The 16,731-nt window shown below is 70.1% G+C and carries 17 protein-coding genes; 11 read left to right on the top strand and 6 right to left on the bottom strand.

Annotated features, from left to right (window positions below; translation table 11 throughout):
* Positions 1 to 317: 317 nt before the first annotated feature.
* The 3 genes from BA175_RS27495 (at position 318) to BA175_RS27485 (ending at position 4,848) form a co-directional block, all read left to right on the top strand.
* Entirely contained in the window at positions 318 to 1,427 is a 1,110-nt protein-coding gene (locus BA175_RS27495) for a hypothetical protein (RefSeq protein WP_069174213.1), read from the top strand.
* A 70-nt stretch (positions 1,428 to 1,497) separates the two neighbouring features.
* A complete protein-coding gene (locus BA175_RS27490; RefSeq protein WP_069174212.1) occupies positions 1,498 to 2,358 on the top strand; it encodes a DUF3592 domain-containing protein in 861 nt (286 codons plus the stop codon).
* A gap of 1,092 nt (positions 2,359 to 3,450) precedes the next feature.
* The gene (locus tag BA175_RS27485; RefSeq protein ID WP_368073327.1) at positions 3,451 to 4,848 is read left to right on the top strand and encodes a N,N-dimethylformamidase beta subunit family domain-containing protein; all 1,398 of its coding nucleotides are present in this window, start codon (positions 3,451 to 3,453) and stop codon (positions 4,846 to 4,848) included.
* 98 nt (positions 4,849 to 4,946) lie between these two features.
* Here BA175_RS27485 and BA175_RS27480 read toward each other — a convergent pair whose 3' ends face one another.
* Positions 4,947 to 5,237 carry a hypothetical protein gene (locus BA175_RS27480; protein WP_069174211.1) on the bottom strand — a complete coding sequence of 97 codons (291 nt, stop codon included), beginning with the start codon at positions 5,235 to 5,237 and terminating at the stop codon, positions 4,947 to 4,949.
* Positions 5,238 to 5,749: 512 nt separating this feature from the next.
* Here BA175_RS27480 and BA175_RS27475 point away from each other — a divergent pair.
* On the top strand, positions 5,750 to 7,663 hold the full coding sequence (locus BA175_RS27475; protein ID WP_079159828.1) for a CASTOR/POLLUX-related putative ion channel: 1,914 nt from the start codon (positions 5,750 to 5,752) through the stop codon (positions 7,661 to 7,663).
* Here the strand turns inward: BA175_RS27475 and BA175_RS27470 are convergent.
* The gene (locus BA175_RS27470) at positions 7,602 to 7,868 is read right to left on the bottom strand and encodes a hypothetical protein (protein ID WP_079159827.1); all 267 of its coding nucleotides are present in this window, start codon (positions 7,866 to 7,868) and stop codon (positions 7,602 to 7,604) included. The two genes, BA175_RS27475 and BA175_RS27470, sit on opposite strands and share 62 nt — an antisense overlap.
* A 189-nt stretch (positions 7,869 to 8,057) precedes the next feature.
* Between BA175_RS27470 and BA175_RS27465 the strand changes: the two genes are divergently transcribed.
* Positions 8,058 to 8,417 carry an ArsR/SmtB family transcription factor gene (locus BA175_RS27465; RefSeq protein WP_069174210.1) on the top strand — a complete coding sequence of 120 codons (360 nt, stop codon included), beginning with the start codon at positions 8,058 to 8,060 and terminating at the stop codon, positions 8,415 to 8,417.
* Positions 8,323 to 11,025: a magnesium-translocating P-type ATPase gene (gene mgtA, locus BA175_RS27460; protein ID WP_079159826.1), complete on the top strand. Its 2,703-nt coding sequence runs from the start codon at positions 8,323 to 8,325 to the stop codon at positions 11,023 to 11,025. The genes BA175_RS27465 and mgtA overlap by 95 nt, the downstream gene beginning before the upstream one ends.
* Positions 11,026 to 11,301: 276 nt before the next feature.
* Here mgtA and BA175_RS27455 read toward each other — a convergent pair whose 3' ends face one another.
* Together BA175_RS27455 and BA175_RS27450 are read right to left on the bottom strand one after the other, a co-directional pair.
* A complete protein-coding gene (locus BA175_RS27455) occupies positions 11,302 to 11,667 on the bottom strand; it encodes a hypothetical protein (protein WP_069174208.1) in 366 nt (121 codons plus the stop codon).
* A 46-nt stretch (positions 11,668 to 11,713) separates the two neighbouring features.
* Positions 11,714 to 13,189 (bottom strand): LCP family protein, encoded by a 1,476-nt coding sequence (locus BA175_RS27450; protein ID WP_069174207.1) that lies wholly within the window; start codon positions 13,187 to 13,189, stop codon positions 11,714 to 11,716.
* A gap of 146 nt (positions 13,190 to 13,335) precedes the next feature.
* On the opposite strand from BA175_RS27450, the gene tatA reads away from it, so the two are divergent.
* Positions 13,336 to 13,554 carry a Sec-independent protein translocase subunit TatA gene (gene tatA / locus BA175_RS27445; RefSeq protein ID WP_069174206.1) on the top strand — a complete coding sequence of 73 codons (219 nt, stop codon included), beginning with the start codon at positions 13,336 to 13,338 and terminating at the stop codon, positions 13,552 to 13,554.
* Between the two features lie 16 nt (positions 13,555 to 13,570).
* On the opposite strand, the gene BA175_RS27440 is transcribed toward tatA, so the two are convergent.
* Both BA175_RS27440 and BA175_RS27435 read right to left on the bottom strand, forming a co-directional pair.
* Positions 13,571 to 13,732: a hypothetical protein gene (locus BA175_RS27440; protein ID WP_254668001.1), complete on the bottom strand. Its 162-nt coding sequence runs from the start codon at positions 13,730 to 13,732 to the stop codon at positions 13,571 to 13,573.
* A gap of 164 nt (positions 13,733 to 13,896) precedes the next feature.
* Positions 13,897 to 14,292 (bottom strand): preprotein translocase, encoded by a 396-nt coding sequence (locus tag BA175_RS27435; protein ID WP_175420929.1) that lies wholly within the window; start codon positions 14,290 to 14,292, stop codon positions 13,897 to 13,899.
* A gap of 226 nt (positions 14,293 to 14,518) precedes the next feature.
* On the opposite strand from BA175_RS27435, the gene BA175_RS27430 reads away from it, so the two are divergent.
* The 4 genes from BA175_RS27430 (at position 14,519) to BA175_RS27420 (ending at position 16,720) form a co-directional block, all read left to right on the top strand.
* Positions 14,519 to 15,094: a TerD family protein gene (locus BA175_RS27430; RefSeq protein ID WP_069174204.1), complete on the top strand. Its 576-nt coding sequence runs from the start codon at positions 14,519 to 14,521 to the stop codon at positions 15,092 to 15,094.
* Between the two features lie 320 nt (positions 15,095 to 15,414).
* Positions 15,415 to 15,855 (top strand): TerD family protein, encoded by a 441-nt coding sequence (locus tag BA175_RS32265; RefSeq protein WP_079159825.1) that lies wholly within the window; start codon positions 15,415 to 15,417, stop codon positions 15,853 to 15,855.
* On the top strand, positions 15,768 to 16,034 hold the full coding sequence (locus BA175_RS27425; RefSeq protein WP_069174203.1) for a GlsB/YeaQ/YmgE family stress response membrane protein: 267 nt from the start codon (positions 15,768 to 15,770) through the stop codon (positions 16,032 to 16,034). Before BA175_RS32265 ends, BA175_RS27425 begins: the two co-directional genes overlap by 88 nt.
* Before the next feature lie 101 nt (positions 16,035 to 16,135).
* On the top strand, positions 16,136 to 16,720 hold the full coding sequence (locus BA175_RS27420; RefSeq protein ID WP_069174202.1) for a TerD family protein: 585 nt from the start codon (positions 16,136 to 16,138) through the stop codon (positions 16,718 to 16,720).
* Positions 16,721 to 16,731: the final 11 nt, after the last annotated feature.

The following is a 16,731-nucleotide window of genomic DNA, read 5'->3' as shown; positions in this document are numbered from 1 at the left end:
CTGGACCCGGAAGCCGGCCTCGTGGACCGGATGACCAGCACCGCGAGGGGAGTAGCGCGCACCCGGTCGGGCGGCGCGCTTCTTCGCCCTGCAGAAGGGCGGAGGGGGCGTCGTGCAGTCGTGCTCGGTGAGCACGGGCAGATCGGCTCGACACGCCGAAGCGGCCCCGGTGCTCGCCGACGAACGCCACGAACAGGTCGACTCCGGACACCGGCGCCGGGGCCGGCCGCTCCCCGCTCCGGGTCCTTCCCGGCAGCCCCGGAAGCGGATACACCGGGGTCTACCGGCCGTCCGCCGAACCCGACACAATCACCTCCATGACGGCCACCACAGGCGCCGGCGCCGCGCCTCCCGCGCGGAACACGCCCCTCGCTCTCGCCCGGGGGCTCCTGACCGGCGGTGTGATCGGGGCGTCGCCGACCATGCTCGTCGTCGGAGCCGTCATCGAGAGCGTGCCGCTGTTCGTCACCGGAGTGGCTTTACCCGCTATCTACGGCCTGCTCCTCTTCCTCTCCGGCGCGCCGGGACGTGCCCGGGAAGCGGCGACCGCCCCCTGTACGGCACTTGCGGTGATCGAGAGCCGGGAGCTCCTCGGGGACGAGGCGGCCGGCGACGTGGCGGTGCGGTTCGTGTCGACGGTCGCGCCGGACACCGCACCGGCGTACCGCGTCGCGTTCACCCAGCCCGTCCACCCCGCGGACCTGCCCGACCACCGGCCGGGCGGCGTCGTGGTGGTCCAGTACCCGCCGGACAGACCGTGGCGGGTGAGGATCGTGAAGAGGCCGACGCCTCGGTGGGAGGAACGGGCGGCCGGTGCCCACCTCGACGCGGCGCCCGGGCCGGTCCTGGAGAGCGAACCCGACGAGACCGGTGCCGTCGGCTACGTCAGGCTGCTCGCCCTGCTGCTCGCCGCGGCCGGTGTGGTCCTGCTGTTCCGCGCCGACCTGTTCGACGAGGGCGCCACGGCACAGCCGCCGTCCCCCACCCGGCCGTCGGTCTCCTCCTCATCCTCCTCGTCGACCACGGTGGTGTCGGCGGCCTCCGGCACGGTCACCCTCGGCCCGCACCAGTCCTTCCTCGACAAGGCCGCGCTGCGCAGAGCCGTCGCCTCACTCTCCACCGGCACGGACGCGCGCGCGGCGCTCACCGTCGTCGTACAGGACCGGCTGCTGTCGGTCGTGTACGCGCCCACCGTCTCGCAGGCCCCGGCGTTCGACCCCGACTCCCTGCCCTACGAACGCTTCCCCTCCCTCGTCGGGGAGGCGAAGCGCAGTCTGGGCGTCGGTGCCCCGCAGACCTGGCAGCTCACCGTCGAACGCCTCACCGGCTCACTCACCGTCAGGGTCGGTGTGACGGGGGCGGGGGGAACCGCCTCGCTGGAGGCGGACGGGGACGGCACGGTGGTCCGGCGCACCCCGGCGCACTGAGGGGCGCCGCACCGGACGCGTCCCACCGCGTCGGGCGATCTCATCGAGGAAGAGCGAGGAAGGGGAAGCCATGGGCCTGCGGGGATATCTGGCGCTGTGGTGCGCGCTGTTCGGCACCGTCGCGCTGGTCGGCTACGTCCGGTCGCTGGCCGGAGTGACCGCGGCGCAGCGTGCGGTGAGGGTGCCGGGGCGGATCGAGCGGGTCCGCGAGCCCCGGCACGGGAGCTCGCAGCGCGACGGGATACCCGTGGTCGTCTCCTTCCAGGATCCCTCCACCGGTGAGGAGTTCACCGTGACGAACGACCGGGACCACGGGGAAAGGATCGCCGTGGCCTGGACGGGCCGGGACATAGGGGTCCACTACCCGCCCGGACGACCGCACGCCTACCGGTTCACCGGCGACCTGGAGGCAGCACCGCGCGGACTCGGGTGGCCGAACTTCGCGGTCTTCCTGATCTACGTCGGACTGGTGGTCTTCGCGGCGATCGACCGGGGCTGGCCGTGGGCCCTGGTCGGCTTCGGCCTGCCCTGGACCCTGTCCGGCCTGTGGTACGTACCCCAGAACGCACGCGCGGTACGGCGCCGCATCGCCGCCCTGACCTCCCAGCCCCCTGTCCCCGGCCGTGTCGTCGCCGTACTCACGGACACGAGCACCGACAGCGAGGGCGTCACCTTCCTCAGCCACATGCCTGTCATCGCCTTCACCACGCACACGGGGACGGCCGTCACCGCCTACTGCACGGAGGACCTGCCTGACCCCGCCCACTCCCACGGCCGCGACGTCATGATCCACTACGACCCCGACGACCCCGCCCTCTTCACCCCGGACCTCGCGGCCCAGGACCGTTCCCGCCTGTTCGACCTCACCTGCGGCACCGTGGCGCTGCTCCTCGGAGCGGCCGCGACCGTCGCCGGGGTGGTGCTGCTGTGACCCCCCACAGGCGAGGGCACACACCCTGGGCTTTTCCCTCATGCATCGTCGTGCCGGAAGCCGGAGAGCCTGTCATGGATTCGGCTTGGTGGCTCGGGCACTCCTCCCCAGGAAGTACCGTTGCCGCGGACATGGTGGCTCGGAAGGCCACGCCGGCGGATTCGCTGCCGAGGAGGCGTCGAGTGCCTGCGAGGGCGGGGCAGAGCAGCGGCACGCGTGTACGCAGTAGATGCTCCACAACGCCCGACGCTTCCACCGACCATCGGGCCGGGCGGACACCCGAGTGCGCCGGAAGAGCGCACCGGGGTAGGCCGTTCGCGTTGCGTCGGAAACGTATCTCGCGCGCGAACTCCCGTCCGTCGACCCCCTGAGGTACTGCGGACACGACGGAAATGGGCAGCCTCGGGGGATCTCCTGATCGTCGGCGGCCGATCGAGGACGGATTCCGCAGTGGGAGAAGAAGAACAGTCGGCGTGTGTGAGCGGTCCCGGCTCCCGGAGGTCGCGGACCGTTCCGTGGGCGTACGTCCTCTGTCTCTTTCCCCTGGGCCTCCTCGCGTCGGCCTCGGCCTCGGCGTCGGCCCGTTGGGTGCGGCCGAGCGGCGATGAGTGGTGCTTTCTGCCGGTCATTCGTGATCACGGATTCTCCGGGATGCTCTACAGACAGAACCTGCGGCTTTGCGCCGCCTGGCAGCGCACGGGACTGGCGAGGTGATGGTCGACGGGCGACGCCGGACTTCCCGGCAGCTTTCGGGTGCGTGGATATGCCGAAGACCGTGGACTCGTCAACGATGGCGACAAGAGCACAGCCCGCATCACGTACGCAGGGCGGGGCTGTGTACGTCTCTTCGAACGGTGCACGGACGGAATGGGTGGAATGGACGGAGATGCGGACCACATCGAGAGCGCAACCGACAGCCCCGGGACCGGGCTGAGTCGCAGACGTTTCCTGGGAGCCGTCACCGTGGCAGGTGCCGGCGCCACCGGTACGGCCCTGAGCGGCTGCGCGGCACCAGCGGGCGGAGAACCTGGACCTTCGACCGAGCCGTCCGAGCGTGCTCGGGAAGGCGATTCCGACTGGCGTCTGCGTGCGATGGGCCGGCCCGGGAGCGTCGTCGGCTACACCGACAAGTCGAGTGTCCTGCCGGGGGAGAGATTCGGGCTGTACGTCTCCACCACCTCACCCGGATTCCGCGTTTCGGCCTACCGGGTCGGCTGGTACGGCGGTGCACAGGCCAGGCTGGTCTGGCGCTCCGGAACGCTGGACGGCCGGGTCCAGGGACCGTCGCACCTGATTCCCGCGACGCGCACGGTGCGAGCCGGATGGGAGCGAACGGTCGAAGTGCGCACGGACGGGTGGCCGGAGGGCGCCTACCTGCTGCGGCTGGACGCATCGGCCGGCCCGCAGCGCTACATTCCCCTGATCGTCCGTTCCCGCAGCGCCGCAGGGAAGACCTTGCTGATCCACGCGCCGGCCACGTGGCAGGCGTACAACCTCTGGGGCGGATACAGCCTTTACGCGGGTGCCGACGGCCAGTATGCGACGCGTGCGCTCGCAGTCTCCTTCGACCGGCCCTACGACGGTGACGGCGCCGAGAAGTTCCTGGTGTACGAGCGAGCCGCGGTGGTCCTGGCCGAACGGTTGGGCATCCCCCTGGCGTACACCACCGGTCTCGACATCCACTCCGACCCCTCGGTGCTGGAGGGCGCCACAGCGGCCGTATCTCTCGGTCACGACGAGTACTGGACGCCGGAGCAGCGGCAGTACCTGTCCCGGGCCCGTGACGCCGGAACGAATCTCGCCTTCCTCGGCGCCAACACCTGTTTCCGCCGTATCAGACTGGAGAGCGGCCCCGGGGGAGAGGGGCGCACGGTGGTTTGCTACAAGTCCGACTATCAGGACGATCCCCTCTACCCTCGTCGTCCCGCACTGGTGACCACCGATTTCCGCAGCGCCCCCGCCGCCGCGCCCGAATCCCTCGTGACCGGGGTCCTCTACGAGGGCTATCCCACGGATGCCCCCTACGTCGTCCACAACGCAGAGCACTGGCTCTTCGCGGGTACCGGCGTCAAGCGGGGCGACTCCTTTCCTCACCTGGTCGGCGTGGAGTACGACCGAGTCGTCCCGGAAGCGCTCCCGCGGGCGCCGATCGAGATCGTCGCCCACTCCCCACTCACGTGCAACGGCAAGGAGAGTTACTCCGATTCGGCGTACTACGCCGTGTCCAGCGGTGCTGGGGTGTTCGCTTCGGGGACTATGCGGTGGGTCGAAGCGCTGATGGCCGGGTCCGGCGACAACGGGACTGACCATGGCATGGACGCACGTACCGGAGCATTCGTGACCCGGACGACCGAGAACCTGCTCCGTGCCTTTGCCGAGGGACCGGCAGTGAAGACTAGGTCCGCGCCCAAGGACAACGTTCGGGAGGTTTACGGCCCGGCGGTGAATACCGGGACCTGGTCGCATGCAGCGTCGAAGACGACGACATAGTTCCCGAACCGCTCCCGTGCGAGGCCGTGGACCTGCTGCGGCGGCCTTCCCCGCAGGCCGAGTGGGAGCCCTTGTTCATGTGTGCTCCCGCTGCTGTTTCAGTTCTGCCGCCGCCCGCCGGGTTTGAGGCCGTTGGCCAGGGCGGGCAGGACGGGCATGGTTCGCAGAGCGCGTACGGGGGAGGCCGGCAGCAGGAGGACCGGCACGCCCTGGAGGAGAGCGCCGACGGCGAGGACGGTCGGCACGTCGGGGACGAGTGCGAGTGCACCGGCGGTCGCGGCGGCCAGGGGGCGGCTTCCGGAGGTCACGGTGGTGCTGACCGCCCGCATCCGGCCCTGAAGGGCCGGGTCGCACAGGATCTGCCGCAAGGACTTCACCGCGCTCCGCATGTCTCATGAGACAGCCTCCCCTCGCTTCGTCAGCCGCTACGGGGCTTTGAGGATGCCGGTTGCCTCCACGAGGCGAGGGGAGAATGAGACAGGCGGTACCCGAAGGTGGTTGAGCGGTAGTTCACTCAGGTGAGTGACCGCGCGCGAAAGCGAATGCCACATCCGCGGTCGGGCCGGACTAGGCGCAGTGTGACGGCCCCTCGACGGTTCTCCATAGCCGGGTGGCAGCCGGCCTCGGGTTGTGCGGTCCGCTGCGCGTGCGCGGCACGTACAACATTGCGGAGGCGAGGCACGGCGCGTGGGAAGCGCTGGCGTGGTGATCTCTACGCCACAGCGATCACAGCCCATGACCGAGCGCCGTGATGCAGGACATGTCTGGCCTGATCATGAGCAGCCGCCTCCTCCACCCCCTGGGAGAATGATCAACTGGCAGGTCGGGAGTCGCAGGTAGGGAGGCATCGGTGGCGCGCGCGAGGCTGCGGACTCGGTTTCGATATTGGTTCGACGGGACGATGGACCGGGGGACGCCGGCCCTGATCATCTGGCTGGCGCTGGCGTCGGTGCTGCTCATCGCGCTGGCCTCGACCTTGGTGGTGCTGTTCACGGACACCGACTCCGAGGACAACGGCGGCTGGCTCGGGGTGGCGTGGATGAGTCTGCTGCGCACCCTCGACCCCGGCACCATGGGCGGAGACACCGGCGGACCGGCCTTCCTCGGGCTGATGCTGACGGTGACGATCGGCGGGATCTTCATCGTCAGCGCCCTGATCGGTGTGCTCACGACCGGCCTCAACCAGAAGATCCACGAACTGCGTAAGGGCCGCACGCAGTTGATCGAGCACGGGCACACCATCGTTCTCGGCTGGTCGGACCAGGTCTTCACGGTGATCGCCGAGCTCGTCGAGGCGAACCAGAGTGAGCGGCGCTTGTGTGTGGTGATCCTCGCCGACCGCGACAAGGTCGCCATGGAGGACGCGATCCGCGCCCGGGTGCCCGACACCGGCAGCACCCGCGTCATCTGCCGGTCCGGAAGTCCCCTCGTGCGGCCCGACCTGGATCTGGTCAGCCCGGACAGTGCGAAGGCGATCATGGTGCTGCCCCCGGTGGGCCAGGATCGTGACGTCGACGTGATAAAGGTCCTGCTGCTCCTGCACAGCCGTGCGTGGCGGGGCGCCCGCCCGCACATCGTGGCCGCCGTGCACGACTCGGAGAACCTCGCGGCGGCCCGGCTCGCCGCGGGCGAGGGCGCGCTCGTCATCGACGCCGAGGACATCGCCGTGCGCCTCATCGCCCAGGCCCACCGGCAGACCGGCCTGTCCGGCGTCTTCAACGAGCTGCTCAGCTTCGTCGGCAACGAGTTCTACCTCCGCGAAGAACCCGCCCTCGTCGGCCGGACGTACGGGGAGGCCCTGCACGCCTTCGAGGCCGGGGCACCGGCCGGGCTGCGCCGGAGCGACGGGGAGGTGCTGGTCAATCCGGCCATGGACACCGTCGTCCACGCCGGCGACCAGCTCCTCGTGATCGCCGAGGACGACCTGCTGATCCGTCCCGCCCGCACCCGCCCCCAGGTCGTCGAGGAGGCCATCACCTCGACGCCCGCCCAGCCGCCCACCCTCGACCGCACGCTGCTCATCGGCGAGAACTCCCGCACGGCCAAGCTCGTCACCTTGCTCGACAGCTTCGTGCAGCCCGGCTCCACGCTCGACATAGCGGCGCCGCGCCGGCCGGAAACCGCGCTCGACCGGGAAGTGGCGAACCTGACGGTGGGCTACACATACTGCGAGCCGACCCGGCGGTCGTCGCTGGAAGCCCTGGACCTGGGCAGCTATCAGCACATCGTCGTCCTCTCCGACGACACGGTCGCCCCCGGACCGGCCGACGACCGGACGCTCGTGACGCTGCTGCACCTGCGCGACATCGAGGACACGCTCGGCGACCCGTACTCCATCGTCACGGAGATGAACGACGACGCCAACCGCGAGGTCGCCCAGGTCACCAAGGCCGACGACTTCATCGTCAGCACCAAGGTGATCAGCCTGCTGCTCACCCAGCTGACCGAGAACCGCGCCCTGTACGACGTCTTCACCGACCTTTTCAACCCGGAGGGCTCCGAGATCTACCTCAAGCCGACGTCCGACTACGTCGTCCCCGGCGCGGAGGCCAACTTCGCCACCGTGGTCGAGGCGGCACGACGCGTGGGCGAGACGGCGATCGGTTACCGGCTCGCCCGGCACAGCGAGGAGCCGCCCACGTACGGAATTTTCCTCAACCCGTCGAAAACCGCCCCGCTGCTTCTCGAACCGCAGGACTCGGTCGTCGTCCTTGCCGAGGGAGAGGCCGGGCGCGCGGATGTCCCTCCGCAGCTCACTTCATGTGGTCGGACAGTACGGCCGGTCCCACGACCAGGCCGACGGCCGCGCCCATGACGAGCAAGGCGTACAGGGCACACAGCCGGCTGGTGACGATCGCGGCCGGCGCCCACCCCGGCAGTCCCCGGCGTCCGGCGCGGCGACGGGCCGTGTGTCCGGCGACGATCGCGGTCGGACACGAGAGTTCGACCAGCGCGAACCAGCCGAGCGTGAGGGGTACGTAGAAGCTGGCCGCGGATGCCCAGAGGCTGCCGCTGGCCACGATGACCGCGAACAGGGCGGCGCCGACGCCGACGGATGCCGCTCGGTTCTCCGGTCATGCCTGAGTCGTCTCCCCTGTGTCAACCATGGCGGAAACCCTGGCAACGGGGTACGTCGCGGGGAGCGGGGGACCGCTTCGGGAACGGCTCTAGACTGGGGTCTTCGGCGTACTCGGGACGGGAGAACAGCGGTGGCGGCAGACGCGGGCGAGTTCGCGGATCCTCCTGCCGGGGTTCTCGCGGAGGCCGCGGCTGCCTTTGGGCTGCTCTCCTCGCCCGCGCGGCTGCACATCGTGTGGGCGCTCGCGCAGGGGGAAAGCGACGTGACCGGGCTCGCGGAACGGGTGGGTGGCGCGCTGCCGGCGGTCAGCCAGCACCTGACCAAGCTGAAGCTCGCGGGATTGGTGCGGTCACGGCGCGAAGGGCGGCGCCAGGTCTACTTCGTCGGCGACCCCGATGTGGTGGCGGTGGTCCGGGCGATGGTCGGGCAGCTCTCCACCCGTGCCGAGGAGCCCCGGACTCTCGCGCGCCGTCGCGGCTTCGGTGCCTGAGACGGCGGCCCCGGACCCGAGGGTCCCGGACGCCGGTGACAGGCCGGCGCCAACCGGTCAGAGGGCGCCGGTCGCACTCACCGCGCTGCAGGTACTGCGGCGCCTCGACAGCGGACCACGTGGCCTGACGGACGCGGAGGCCGAGCTGCGACTGGCCCGGCACGGCGAGAACGTACTGCCTGCCTGGCGGCCGGTCTCCTGGCCCCGGCGTTTTCTGCGCGGTCTGCGTGATCCTTTCACCGCCGTGTTGCTGTGCCTCGGCCTGGTGTCGGTGATCGTCGCCGCCTGGGGCACCGGGGGTGTGATCCTCTCGCTGGTCGCCGTCAGCTGCCTCCTGCGCTCGTCCGGGGAGCACCGGGCCGACCGTGCGATGGCCGCGCTGCGTGAGTCGGTGGCCACCACGGCGACCGTGCTGCGCCGTGCCGGTTCCGAAGAGTCGGCGGCCCGGCCCCGGGAGATCCCGGCGACGGAACTCGTTCCGGGCGATGTCGTCCGGCTCGGCCCCGGCGATCTGGTGCCTGCCGACGTACGGCTCCTTCGCGCCAGTGGTCTGCGCGTCCACGAGGCGGCTCTCACCGGCGAGTCGACGCCGGTGCGCAAGTACCCGCTCGACACCCCCAGCGGCACGGACGTCGGCCCCTTCGCTCAGCCGCACATGTGTTTCCTGGGCAGCAGTGTGGCGTACGGCAGCGCGACCGCGGTCGTCGTCGCCACCGGCGCCCGCACGCGCTTCGCCGCCGTCCACGGGACGACGGGCCGGCGCGAGGGCAGCGCTTTCGACCAGGCGGTCCATGGCATCTCCTGGACGCTCATCCGGTTCATGCTGCTGACTCCGCCGCTGGTGCTCACGGCAGGGGCCGCGCTGCACGGGCGCGGCCTGGAGACGCTGCCCTTCGCCGTCGCTGTGGCGGTCGGCCTGACTCCCGAGATGCTGCCCGTGGTCGTGACGACGGTGCTGGCCCGGGGAGCCGCCCGGCTGGCCCGCGACCACAAGGTGATCGTCAAACGACTGCCGGCGCTGCACGACCTCGGTGCCGTCGACGTGCTGTGCCTGGACAAGACCGGCACCCTCACCCAGGACCGGCCCGTGGTCACCCGCTCGGTGGATGCACAGGGCCAGAACGATCCCGAGGTGCTGCGCTGGGCCGGTGTCAACGCCTGGTGGACCCTGCAGCTCGCCGAGCTGCCGACGCCCGACGCCCTGGACGAGGCGATCCTCGACGCCACCGGCGAGGACGAACTCCTGGACTGCGACGGCGTGGCCGCGCTGCCCTTCGACCCGGTACGCCGCCTGGCGACCGCCGTCGTACGCTGCTCGGGCCGCCTCGGCACGCACACCCTGGTCGTCAAGGGCGCCGTGGAGAACGTACTCGAACGGTGTGCTCTGGAGGACGCAGAGCACGGACGGCTCCTGGCCCTGGCCGCGCGCGAAGCGGAGACGGGTGCACGGCTGCTGGCCGTGGCCCTCGCCGAGCGTCCCGCCCGCCACCGGGACTACACCCCGGCCGACGAACGCGGGCTCGACTTCCGCGGATTCGTCGTCCTGCGTGACGCCCTCGCGCCCACCGCGGCCGCGGCCCTCGGCACGCTCGCCGAGCGCGGTGTCGCAGTCAAAATCCTCACGGGCGACCACCCGGGCACCGCCGCCCACACCTGCCACGAGCTCGGCCTCGACCCCGGCCGCGTGCTCACCGCAGAGGACATCGACCGCCTCGACGACACGGAACTCGCCGAGGCCGCCCGCCGCACCACCGTCTTCGCGCGCTGCGCGCCCGAACACAAGGCCCGCCTCGTCACAGCTCTCCGCGACGCAGGCCGCGTCACCGGCTTCCTCGGCGACGGCGTCAACGACGTGCCCGCCCTGCACGCGGCCGACGTCGGCATCTGTCCGAAGAGCGCGGTCGATGTCGTCCGGGAGACCGTCGACGTCGTCCTCGCGGAGAAGGACCTCGCGGCGGTCGACCACGCGATCACCGTCGGCCGGATCAGCGGCGTCAACATCGCCACGTATCTGCACATCACGTTGTCGTCGAACCTGGGCAACGTCATCGCCATGCTCGCCGCGGCGCTCCTGCTGCCCTTCCTGCCGATGCTGCCCGCACAGGTCCTGGTGCAGAACCTGTGCTTCGACGCCGCCCAGCTCGCCTTCGCCTACAGCCGCCCCGCCACGGACGCACTTCGCGCTCCCACCCGGCTGCGGCCCAGCGGTTTCCTGCGCTCGATCACCGGCTTCGGGCTCCTCAACGCCACCGCCGACGTGGCCACCTTCGCCGTACTCCTCCTCACCACGAGGGCAGCGGCCGACGCCCAGGACATCTTCCACTCGGGCTGGTTCACCGAGAACCTCCTCACCCAGGCCCTGGTGATGATCCTGCTGCGAGGCACCCGGCAAGGAGCCGGTAACAGCGCTGCCGGCCCGGTCCGGTTCGCGGCCGCCGCTCTCGCCGCCATCGGCATCGTGCTGCCCCTGACCCCACTCGGGCCGATGCTCGCCATGGGCCCGCTGCCCCCGCTGTACTACCTGCTGCTCGCCACCGTCCTCGCCCTCTACGCGACAGCTCTCAGGGCGACGAAGTCCCGTTACGACGGGCAGCAAGCGGAACGTTGACGCCTGGTGCGCGGCTCACAGTGACAGGGCAGGATTCCGGCGAGTGCAGCCCCGCAGTCGACCGACCGCCACGATCCTCGGCCGGTGAGCCGGGAAGCCTGGTCGGCACTGTCCTCCGCCTGCCCTGAAGGACCTTGCCGTGCCGCTCGACTTGAACCTTTGCCGGATGTCGACGACTCGGCGTGCGGTCGGGTGCGTGTCCAGGACTGTGTCCTCGGGCCGCGCTTCGCCTCGCGGTCCTGGTGTCCGGGCAGCGCCCTGGACACCAGGACCCGCTCAGGCCCGGTCTGTCAGCTCCTCCGCGAAGACCTGCCACAGGGGCTGCGGGCCCACGTACTGCTGGCAGTTGCACCGACCCGCCTCGTACCGCACGGGCTTCTTGTTCTCGTCCCAGGCCGTCGGCACCTCGACTCGCTCGTGGCAGCGGCCCTGTTTGTCGTGCTTGGCCAGGTGGTGCGTGCAGCCGCACACCGGCTCCGGCGTCTTGTGGGCCGCCTCCAGCGCCAGACGTGCCTGCTTCTGTGCCTCCAGGACTTCCATCCTGCGCTCGTGGCGGTGGCGCAGGGCGGTGCGGATGGTGTCCGCCGCCCACGCGAAGCCGCCCGTCCAGAACAGGATGAGAACCCACCAGAACCAGTCCACTTACTGTCCCTTCCCCCGTAATCGCTCATCAGGATAGGGCAACCGCTCAGCCGTACGAGAGGTTGGAGCAGGGGTCATCGTCCGCGGAGCGGGTGTCCTTGGTGGGCGCCACCGCGGGCGTGTTCGGGAGCGTGGCGGTGGGATGGTCCGCGTAGGACTGCCCAAGGATCACGTTGATGCCGGCGGCGGATACGGAGAGCAGGTCCGTGGTGGCGAAGAGCCGGGCGACCGTCTCGGCCTGGTCCTTCCGGCCCGGGCCGTATTCGATCACGGTGGCCGTGTGGTTCTGGGTGGCGGCCGTGGCCGTGCCGGTCACGGTGAAGTCCGCTTCTTTCAAAGTCTCGGCGGCGCGGGCGGCCAGGCCGGTGGTGCGGGTCCCGTTGTAGACGGCCACGGCGATGCCCTGTCCGGAGACCGGCGTGGGGGTGGCGGTGGCTGCCGTCTCGGTGGCGTCGTTGTTCTTGCCGTCGAGGGTGCGGTCGGCCTTGAGGGCGGCCCACAGCGCGTCGGCCTCGGGTTCGACGATCGCGACGCGCGCGCCCTGGTAGCGCCAGGGGATGGTGACGAACTTGGTGTTGTGCAGGTCGATGTCCTTCAGGGACATCGCGAAGGAGATGAGCTTGTCGGCGGAGCCGAGGCCGGGGTCCACGGTCAGGGACTTCGTCGCGGCGTTCGCGAGCGGCAGCAGCCTGGTGGGGGTGAGTCCGTCGCTCTTGACCTTCTTGAGCAGGCTCGCCACGAACGCCTGCTGGCGCTTGATCCGGCCTATGTCGGAACCGTCGCCGATGCCGTGCCGCAGCCGCACGTAGTCCAGGGCCTCCTGCCCGGACACGATCTGCTCACCCTTGGCGAAGATGCGCTCGCCCCGGGTCGCTCGCTTCGGGTTGAGGTCCTTCCGGTAGACGTCGTCGGGCAGGCACACCCGTACGCCGTCCACGACGTCCGTCAGGGCGGCGAAGCCCTTGAAGTCGACGACCACGGTGTGGTCGACGCGCAGCCCGGTGAGCTTCTCCACGGTGTTCTGTGTGCACGCCGGGTTGCCCTCGGCGGTCTGGCCCACGGTGTACGCCGAGTTGAACATGACGTTGCTCTGCGGCTTGGTCCATGTGCCGTCGGGCAGCCGGCAAGGCGGAATGTCCACGAGGGTGTCGCGGGGAAAGGACACGGCCACCGCGTGGCGCTGGTCCGCGTACACGTGGAAGAGGAAGGCGGTGTCGGAGCGCCCGATGTCGTGCTTGTCCCCGCCGCCGAACTCCTCGTTCCCGCCGGTCCGCGCATCCGAGCCGATGACCAGGACGTTCTGCCCCTTCGTGCTGGCGGCCGGCCGGTTGTCGGAGAGCCCGTCCGCGCCGAAGGTGGAGATGTCGCCGTTCAGCTCGACATAGAGCCAGCCCACTCCGGCCGTCACGAGCACGAGCAGCGCCACCGCTGTCGCCACCAGCCGCCCGCCGCGCCCCCGCTTGCGGCGCCGACCGGGAGCAGCGTCACGGTGCGCACGTGCGGTGCGGTGTCTGCCTTCCATGCCCCTGCTCTCCTTCATCCCGGCTCGTACACAGGGGACGAACGGCCCCACCCGAAGGTTGTACAGTTGCGCAATCTAGCAATAATCGTTGCCGCGTGACGCCACTGGTGATCCCGCGACGACGAGTGGACGGAAGGACGGCGGCCGTGTTCGCGAACGCCCTGCACCCCTGGCACCTGCTGCTCGTGGCACTTGCCTTCATCCTGCTGTTCGGATCGAAGAAGCTTCCGGACGCCGCCCGCGCGCTGGGCACGTCGATGAGGATCCTCAAGAGCGAGGCGGAAGCCATGAAGGCGGAAGGCGTCCAGCAGCGCGACACCCCTTCGACTCCTCCGGCCTCGGGGCCTCGCGACTTCACCGGCTGAGGGCGCGCTCGCTGCCCTACGGGCCGGCCGGGTCGTACCCGTACCGGAGCCGTTCGTCCTGGACGGGTGAGACGGGCCGGTGGACGTGGAGCGCCTCCACCTTCACCCCGCCGCCGGGCTCGCCGACGACGCAGGGGTACGTCGCCCGGAGTGTTGCGGGCCGGTCGGTCACTGTCACCCGCAGCCCGTCCGCCGGCCCCCCGACGAGCAGCGCGCTCTCCCGGGACGTCGTGCCATTCGTTCCCAGGCGTAACTTTAAACCTTGCGCAAGTTTTGAAGTATCGTGAGGTGCGTCACGCCTCGTCGCCCCCCGCCCGCCGGGAAGCCGACCGTCGCGTCGCATCAGGGTCGTACGAGCGGGATGCGGCCTGCGCGGCCGCGGTGCGCTCGGTCAGGTCGACGCGGGGTGACGGTGAAGCACTCTCGGTCTGCGGATCGGCTGCCCCGCGGACCGCGTCGGCGATCCGCGTCAGTGCCTGGACGTGGATCCAGGGCGTCACGGAGCGCGGTGAGCCCGAAGGCGTCGCCTTCGCCGTCCAGGATGTGCTTGCGCACGAACGTCTTCGGGTGCGGGTCCTCGAACGCGAAGTCCTCGAACTCCGGACCCAGCTCGGAACGGATTTCCCGCGTGGCGTTCTCGGAGGACGCACGCACCTTGCGCAGGAATCCCGTCACGTCCTGGATCACCTCGGGAAGCTTGTCGGGTCCGAAGAGCGGCACGCCGATGATTCCCGGCATGAGGATCCCCACCCCGCCATCACGCCTACGTCACTGAACACCGGATCCGCCCCTCCCTCACTCACTTCTCCCTCGACACGCCGCCGTCCGGCTCGGTGCCGTCCCGGCTGCCCACCGAAAATACTTTAGGAGTTGCGCAAGTGGGGAACTCGGACGGTAGCCTCGGCGTTGTCACCAGTCGAGAAGCCGCCGACGCGGCGCGAACCGGAACAGTGGAGGAAGAGCAGTGGGAGTTTCCCTGGCCAAGGGCGGCAACGTGTCTCTGAGCAAGGAGGCCCCCGGGCTGACAGCGGTCCTGGTGGGCCTGGGCTGGGACGTGCGGACCACCAGCGGTGCCGCCTACGACCTGGACGCGTCCGCCCTGCTCTGCAACGCGTCGGGCAAAGTCGTCTCGGACCGGCACTTCGTCTTCTACAACAACCTCACCAGCCCGGACGGCTCCGTCGAGCACACCGGCGACAACCTCACCGGCGAGGGAGAGGGCGACGACGAGACGATCAAGGTGAACCTCGCCGCCGTACCTGTCGACATCGACAAGGTCGTCTTCCCGGTCTCCATCCACGACGCCGAGAACCGCGGCCAGAGCTTCGGCCAGGTCCGCAACGCCTTCATCCGGGTCGTCGACCAGGCCGACGGTCGGGAGATCGCCCGCTACGATCTCTCCGAGGACGCCTCCACCGAGACCGCGATGGTCTTCGGAGAGCTCTACCGCCACGCCGGCGAATGGAAGTTCCGCGCCGTCGGCCAGGGGTACGCCTCCGGGCTGCGCGGAATCGCGATGGACTTCGGCGTCAACGTCTGACCGCATCCCCCAGCTCCCGCCGTCCGGCAGTCCCTCACACACCCTTCCCGGGCGTCCGGACGGCGGGCCTGTCCGATCCACCGCGCGACACCCCGCCCGGCCTCTCCATCCAGCCGAAGCAAGCCGCCATGCCGTGTCCGTGAACATGAGCGACGGCCGTCGGATCACCCTGGCCACAGCGGACGGCACCCTCGCGGTGGTGCGCGTCGGGCTGGGCCGGCGGGCCGCCCGCACAGGGCTCCTCGGCCGGGTCGCCGCCCGGGACCTGGGGATGCGCGCGTCCGCCCTGCTCTTCTCGGGGCCGCCAGTTCGCCGACGTCGTGTTCCCTCGGAACCAGCTCGGCCTCGACGGCTCAGTCGGCGACACCAGCGGTTACGGGCGGGGCGATGACGAAACGTTCGCTGTCGCCCTACGGGCCGTACCTGGCCACGTAGACCGGATCGTCTTCTTTGCGAACTCCTTCACCGGCCGGACCTTCGAAGCGGTGCGGGGCGTCTCCTTCCGGTTTCACGACGAGGCCACCGGCCAGCAGCTGGGCCACGAACGCAACCGTCCACGGCCCGTTGGCGTCGTTCTTGCTGTGCACTACAGTTGCGCAACTGCGCAATGCAAGGTCGCCGAGACCAGACCGACCCCGGCCTCGCCCTCGGCGCAGGAGAAGAGGACAACGACGTGGGCTTCATCAGCTGGATCATCCTTGGGCTCGTGGCCGGAGCCCTCGCCAAGTTCCTGCTTCCCGGACGGGACCCGGGCGGCCTGATCATCACCACCCTGATCGGTATCGCCGGAGCGTTCGTCGGCGGCTGGCTGTCTGCCCGCTTCCTGGACCGGCCGGTGGCGAACGAGTTCTTCGACCTGGCCACATGGGGCGCGGCCATCGGTGGTTCCTTCGTCCTGCTCCTCGGGTACCGGCTCGTGTTCGGCAACTCGCGCGACTGAACCCGGCCGGCGGCGGAGCGCTCCGCACGGGAAGAAGAACGGCTCATGATCCGGGCGCACTCCGCGTCCCGCGATCCCACCATGAAGAGGATGCTCCACGCATGATCACGCTCACCAAGGAAGACGGCCCGGCGGACCTGGACGGGGTCACCCACATGTCCATCGGTGTGTCCTGGGACCCCACGGCCGGCAGCAGCGGCGGGGTGATGGGCAAGTTCCGCCGCAAGAAGGGCACCGACCTCGACCTGATCGCCATCGCCATGCACAACGGGGACCCGGTGCGCCTGGCCGGCCTCGACTCCCTGGACCCCATGGGCAACGGTTCGCTGATCCACAGCGGCGACAACCAGACCGGGCACGGCGACGGCGACGACGAGACCGTCACCGTCGAGTTCGCGCGGATCCCGGCCCACGTCACCTCGATCGTGTTCATCGCCACCGCCTACAAGAAGGGCAGCTCCTTCCAGCAGGCACGCAACATCAGCTTCAAGGTGTACGACGCGACCGGCGGCAGCTCCCAGCAGGTCGCCGACATCTGGCCCAGCCTGCTCACCTCGGACAACGGCTGCGCCGTGGCCAAGGCCATGCGCGCGGGCGACAGCTGGAAGCTCGAAGTGATCAACCAGACGGGCAAGATCAAGCAGGGCGACGAGCACGCCCTGATGCGCTTCGCTGCGAGCAAGTGACCCGAGACCCT

This window comes from Streptomyces griseus (genome assembly GCF_001715295.1).
Lineage (GTDB): Bacteria > Actinomycetota > Actinomycetes > Streptomycetales > Streptomycetaceae > Streptomyces > Streptomyces griseus_G.
The sequence above is the reverse complement of the archived record's forward strand: the minus strand, read 5'-3'. Positions and strand labels throughout refer to the sequence as shown.

Coding starts and splice junctions, on each gene's coding strand:
- BA175_RS27495 (WP_069174213.1), top strand. CDS start 318: ATGACGGCCACCACAGGCGCCGGCGCCGCGCCTCCCGCGCGGAACACG.
- BA175_RS27480 (WP_069174211.1), bottom strand. CDS start 5,237: ATGCGGAGCGCGGTGAAGTCCTTGCGGCAGATCCTGTGCGACCCGGCC.
- BA175_RS27475 (WP_079159828.1), top strand. CDS start 5,750: ATGGACCGGGGGACGCCGGCCCTGATCATCTGGCTGGCGCTGGCGTCG.
- BA175_RS27485 (WP_368073327.1), top strand. CDS start 3,451: ATGGGCCGGCCCGGGAGCGTCGTCGGCTACACCGACAAGTCGAGTGTC.
- BA175_RS27490 (WP_069174212.1), top strand. CDS start 1,498: ATGGGCCTGCGGGGATATCTGGCGCTGTGGTGCGCGCTGTTCGGCACC.
- mgtA (WP_079159826.1), top strand. CDS start 8,323: ATGTGGTGGCGGTGGTCCGGGCGATGGTCGGGCAGCTCTCCACCCGTG.
- BA175_RS27420 (WP_069174202.1), top strand. CDS start 16,136: ATGATCACGCTCACCAAGGAAGACGGCCCGGCGGACCTGGACGGGGTC.
- BA175_RS27450 (WP_069174207.1), bottom strand. CDS start 13,189: ATGGAAGGCAGACACCGCACCGCACGTGCGCACCGTGACGCTGCTCCC.
- BA175_RS27435 (WP_175420929.1), bottom strand. CDS start 14,292: ATGCCGGGAATCATCGGCGTGCCGCTCTTCGGACCCGACAAGCTTCCC.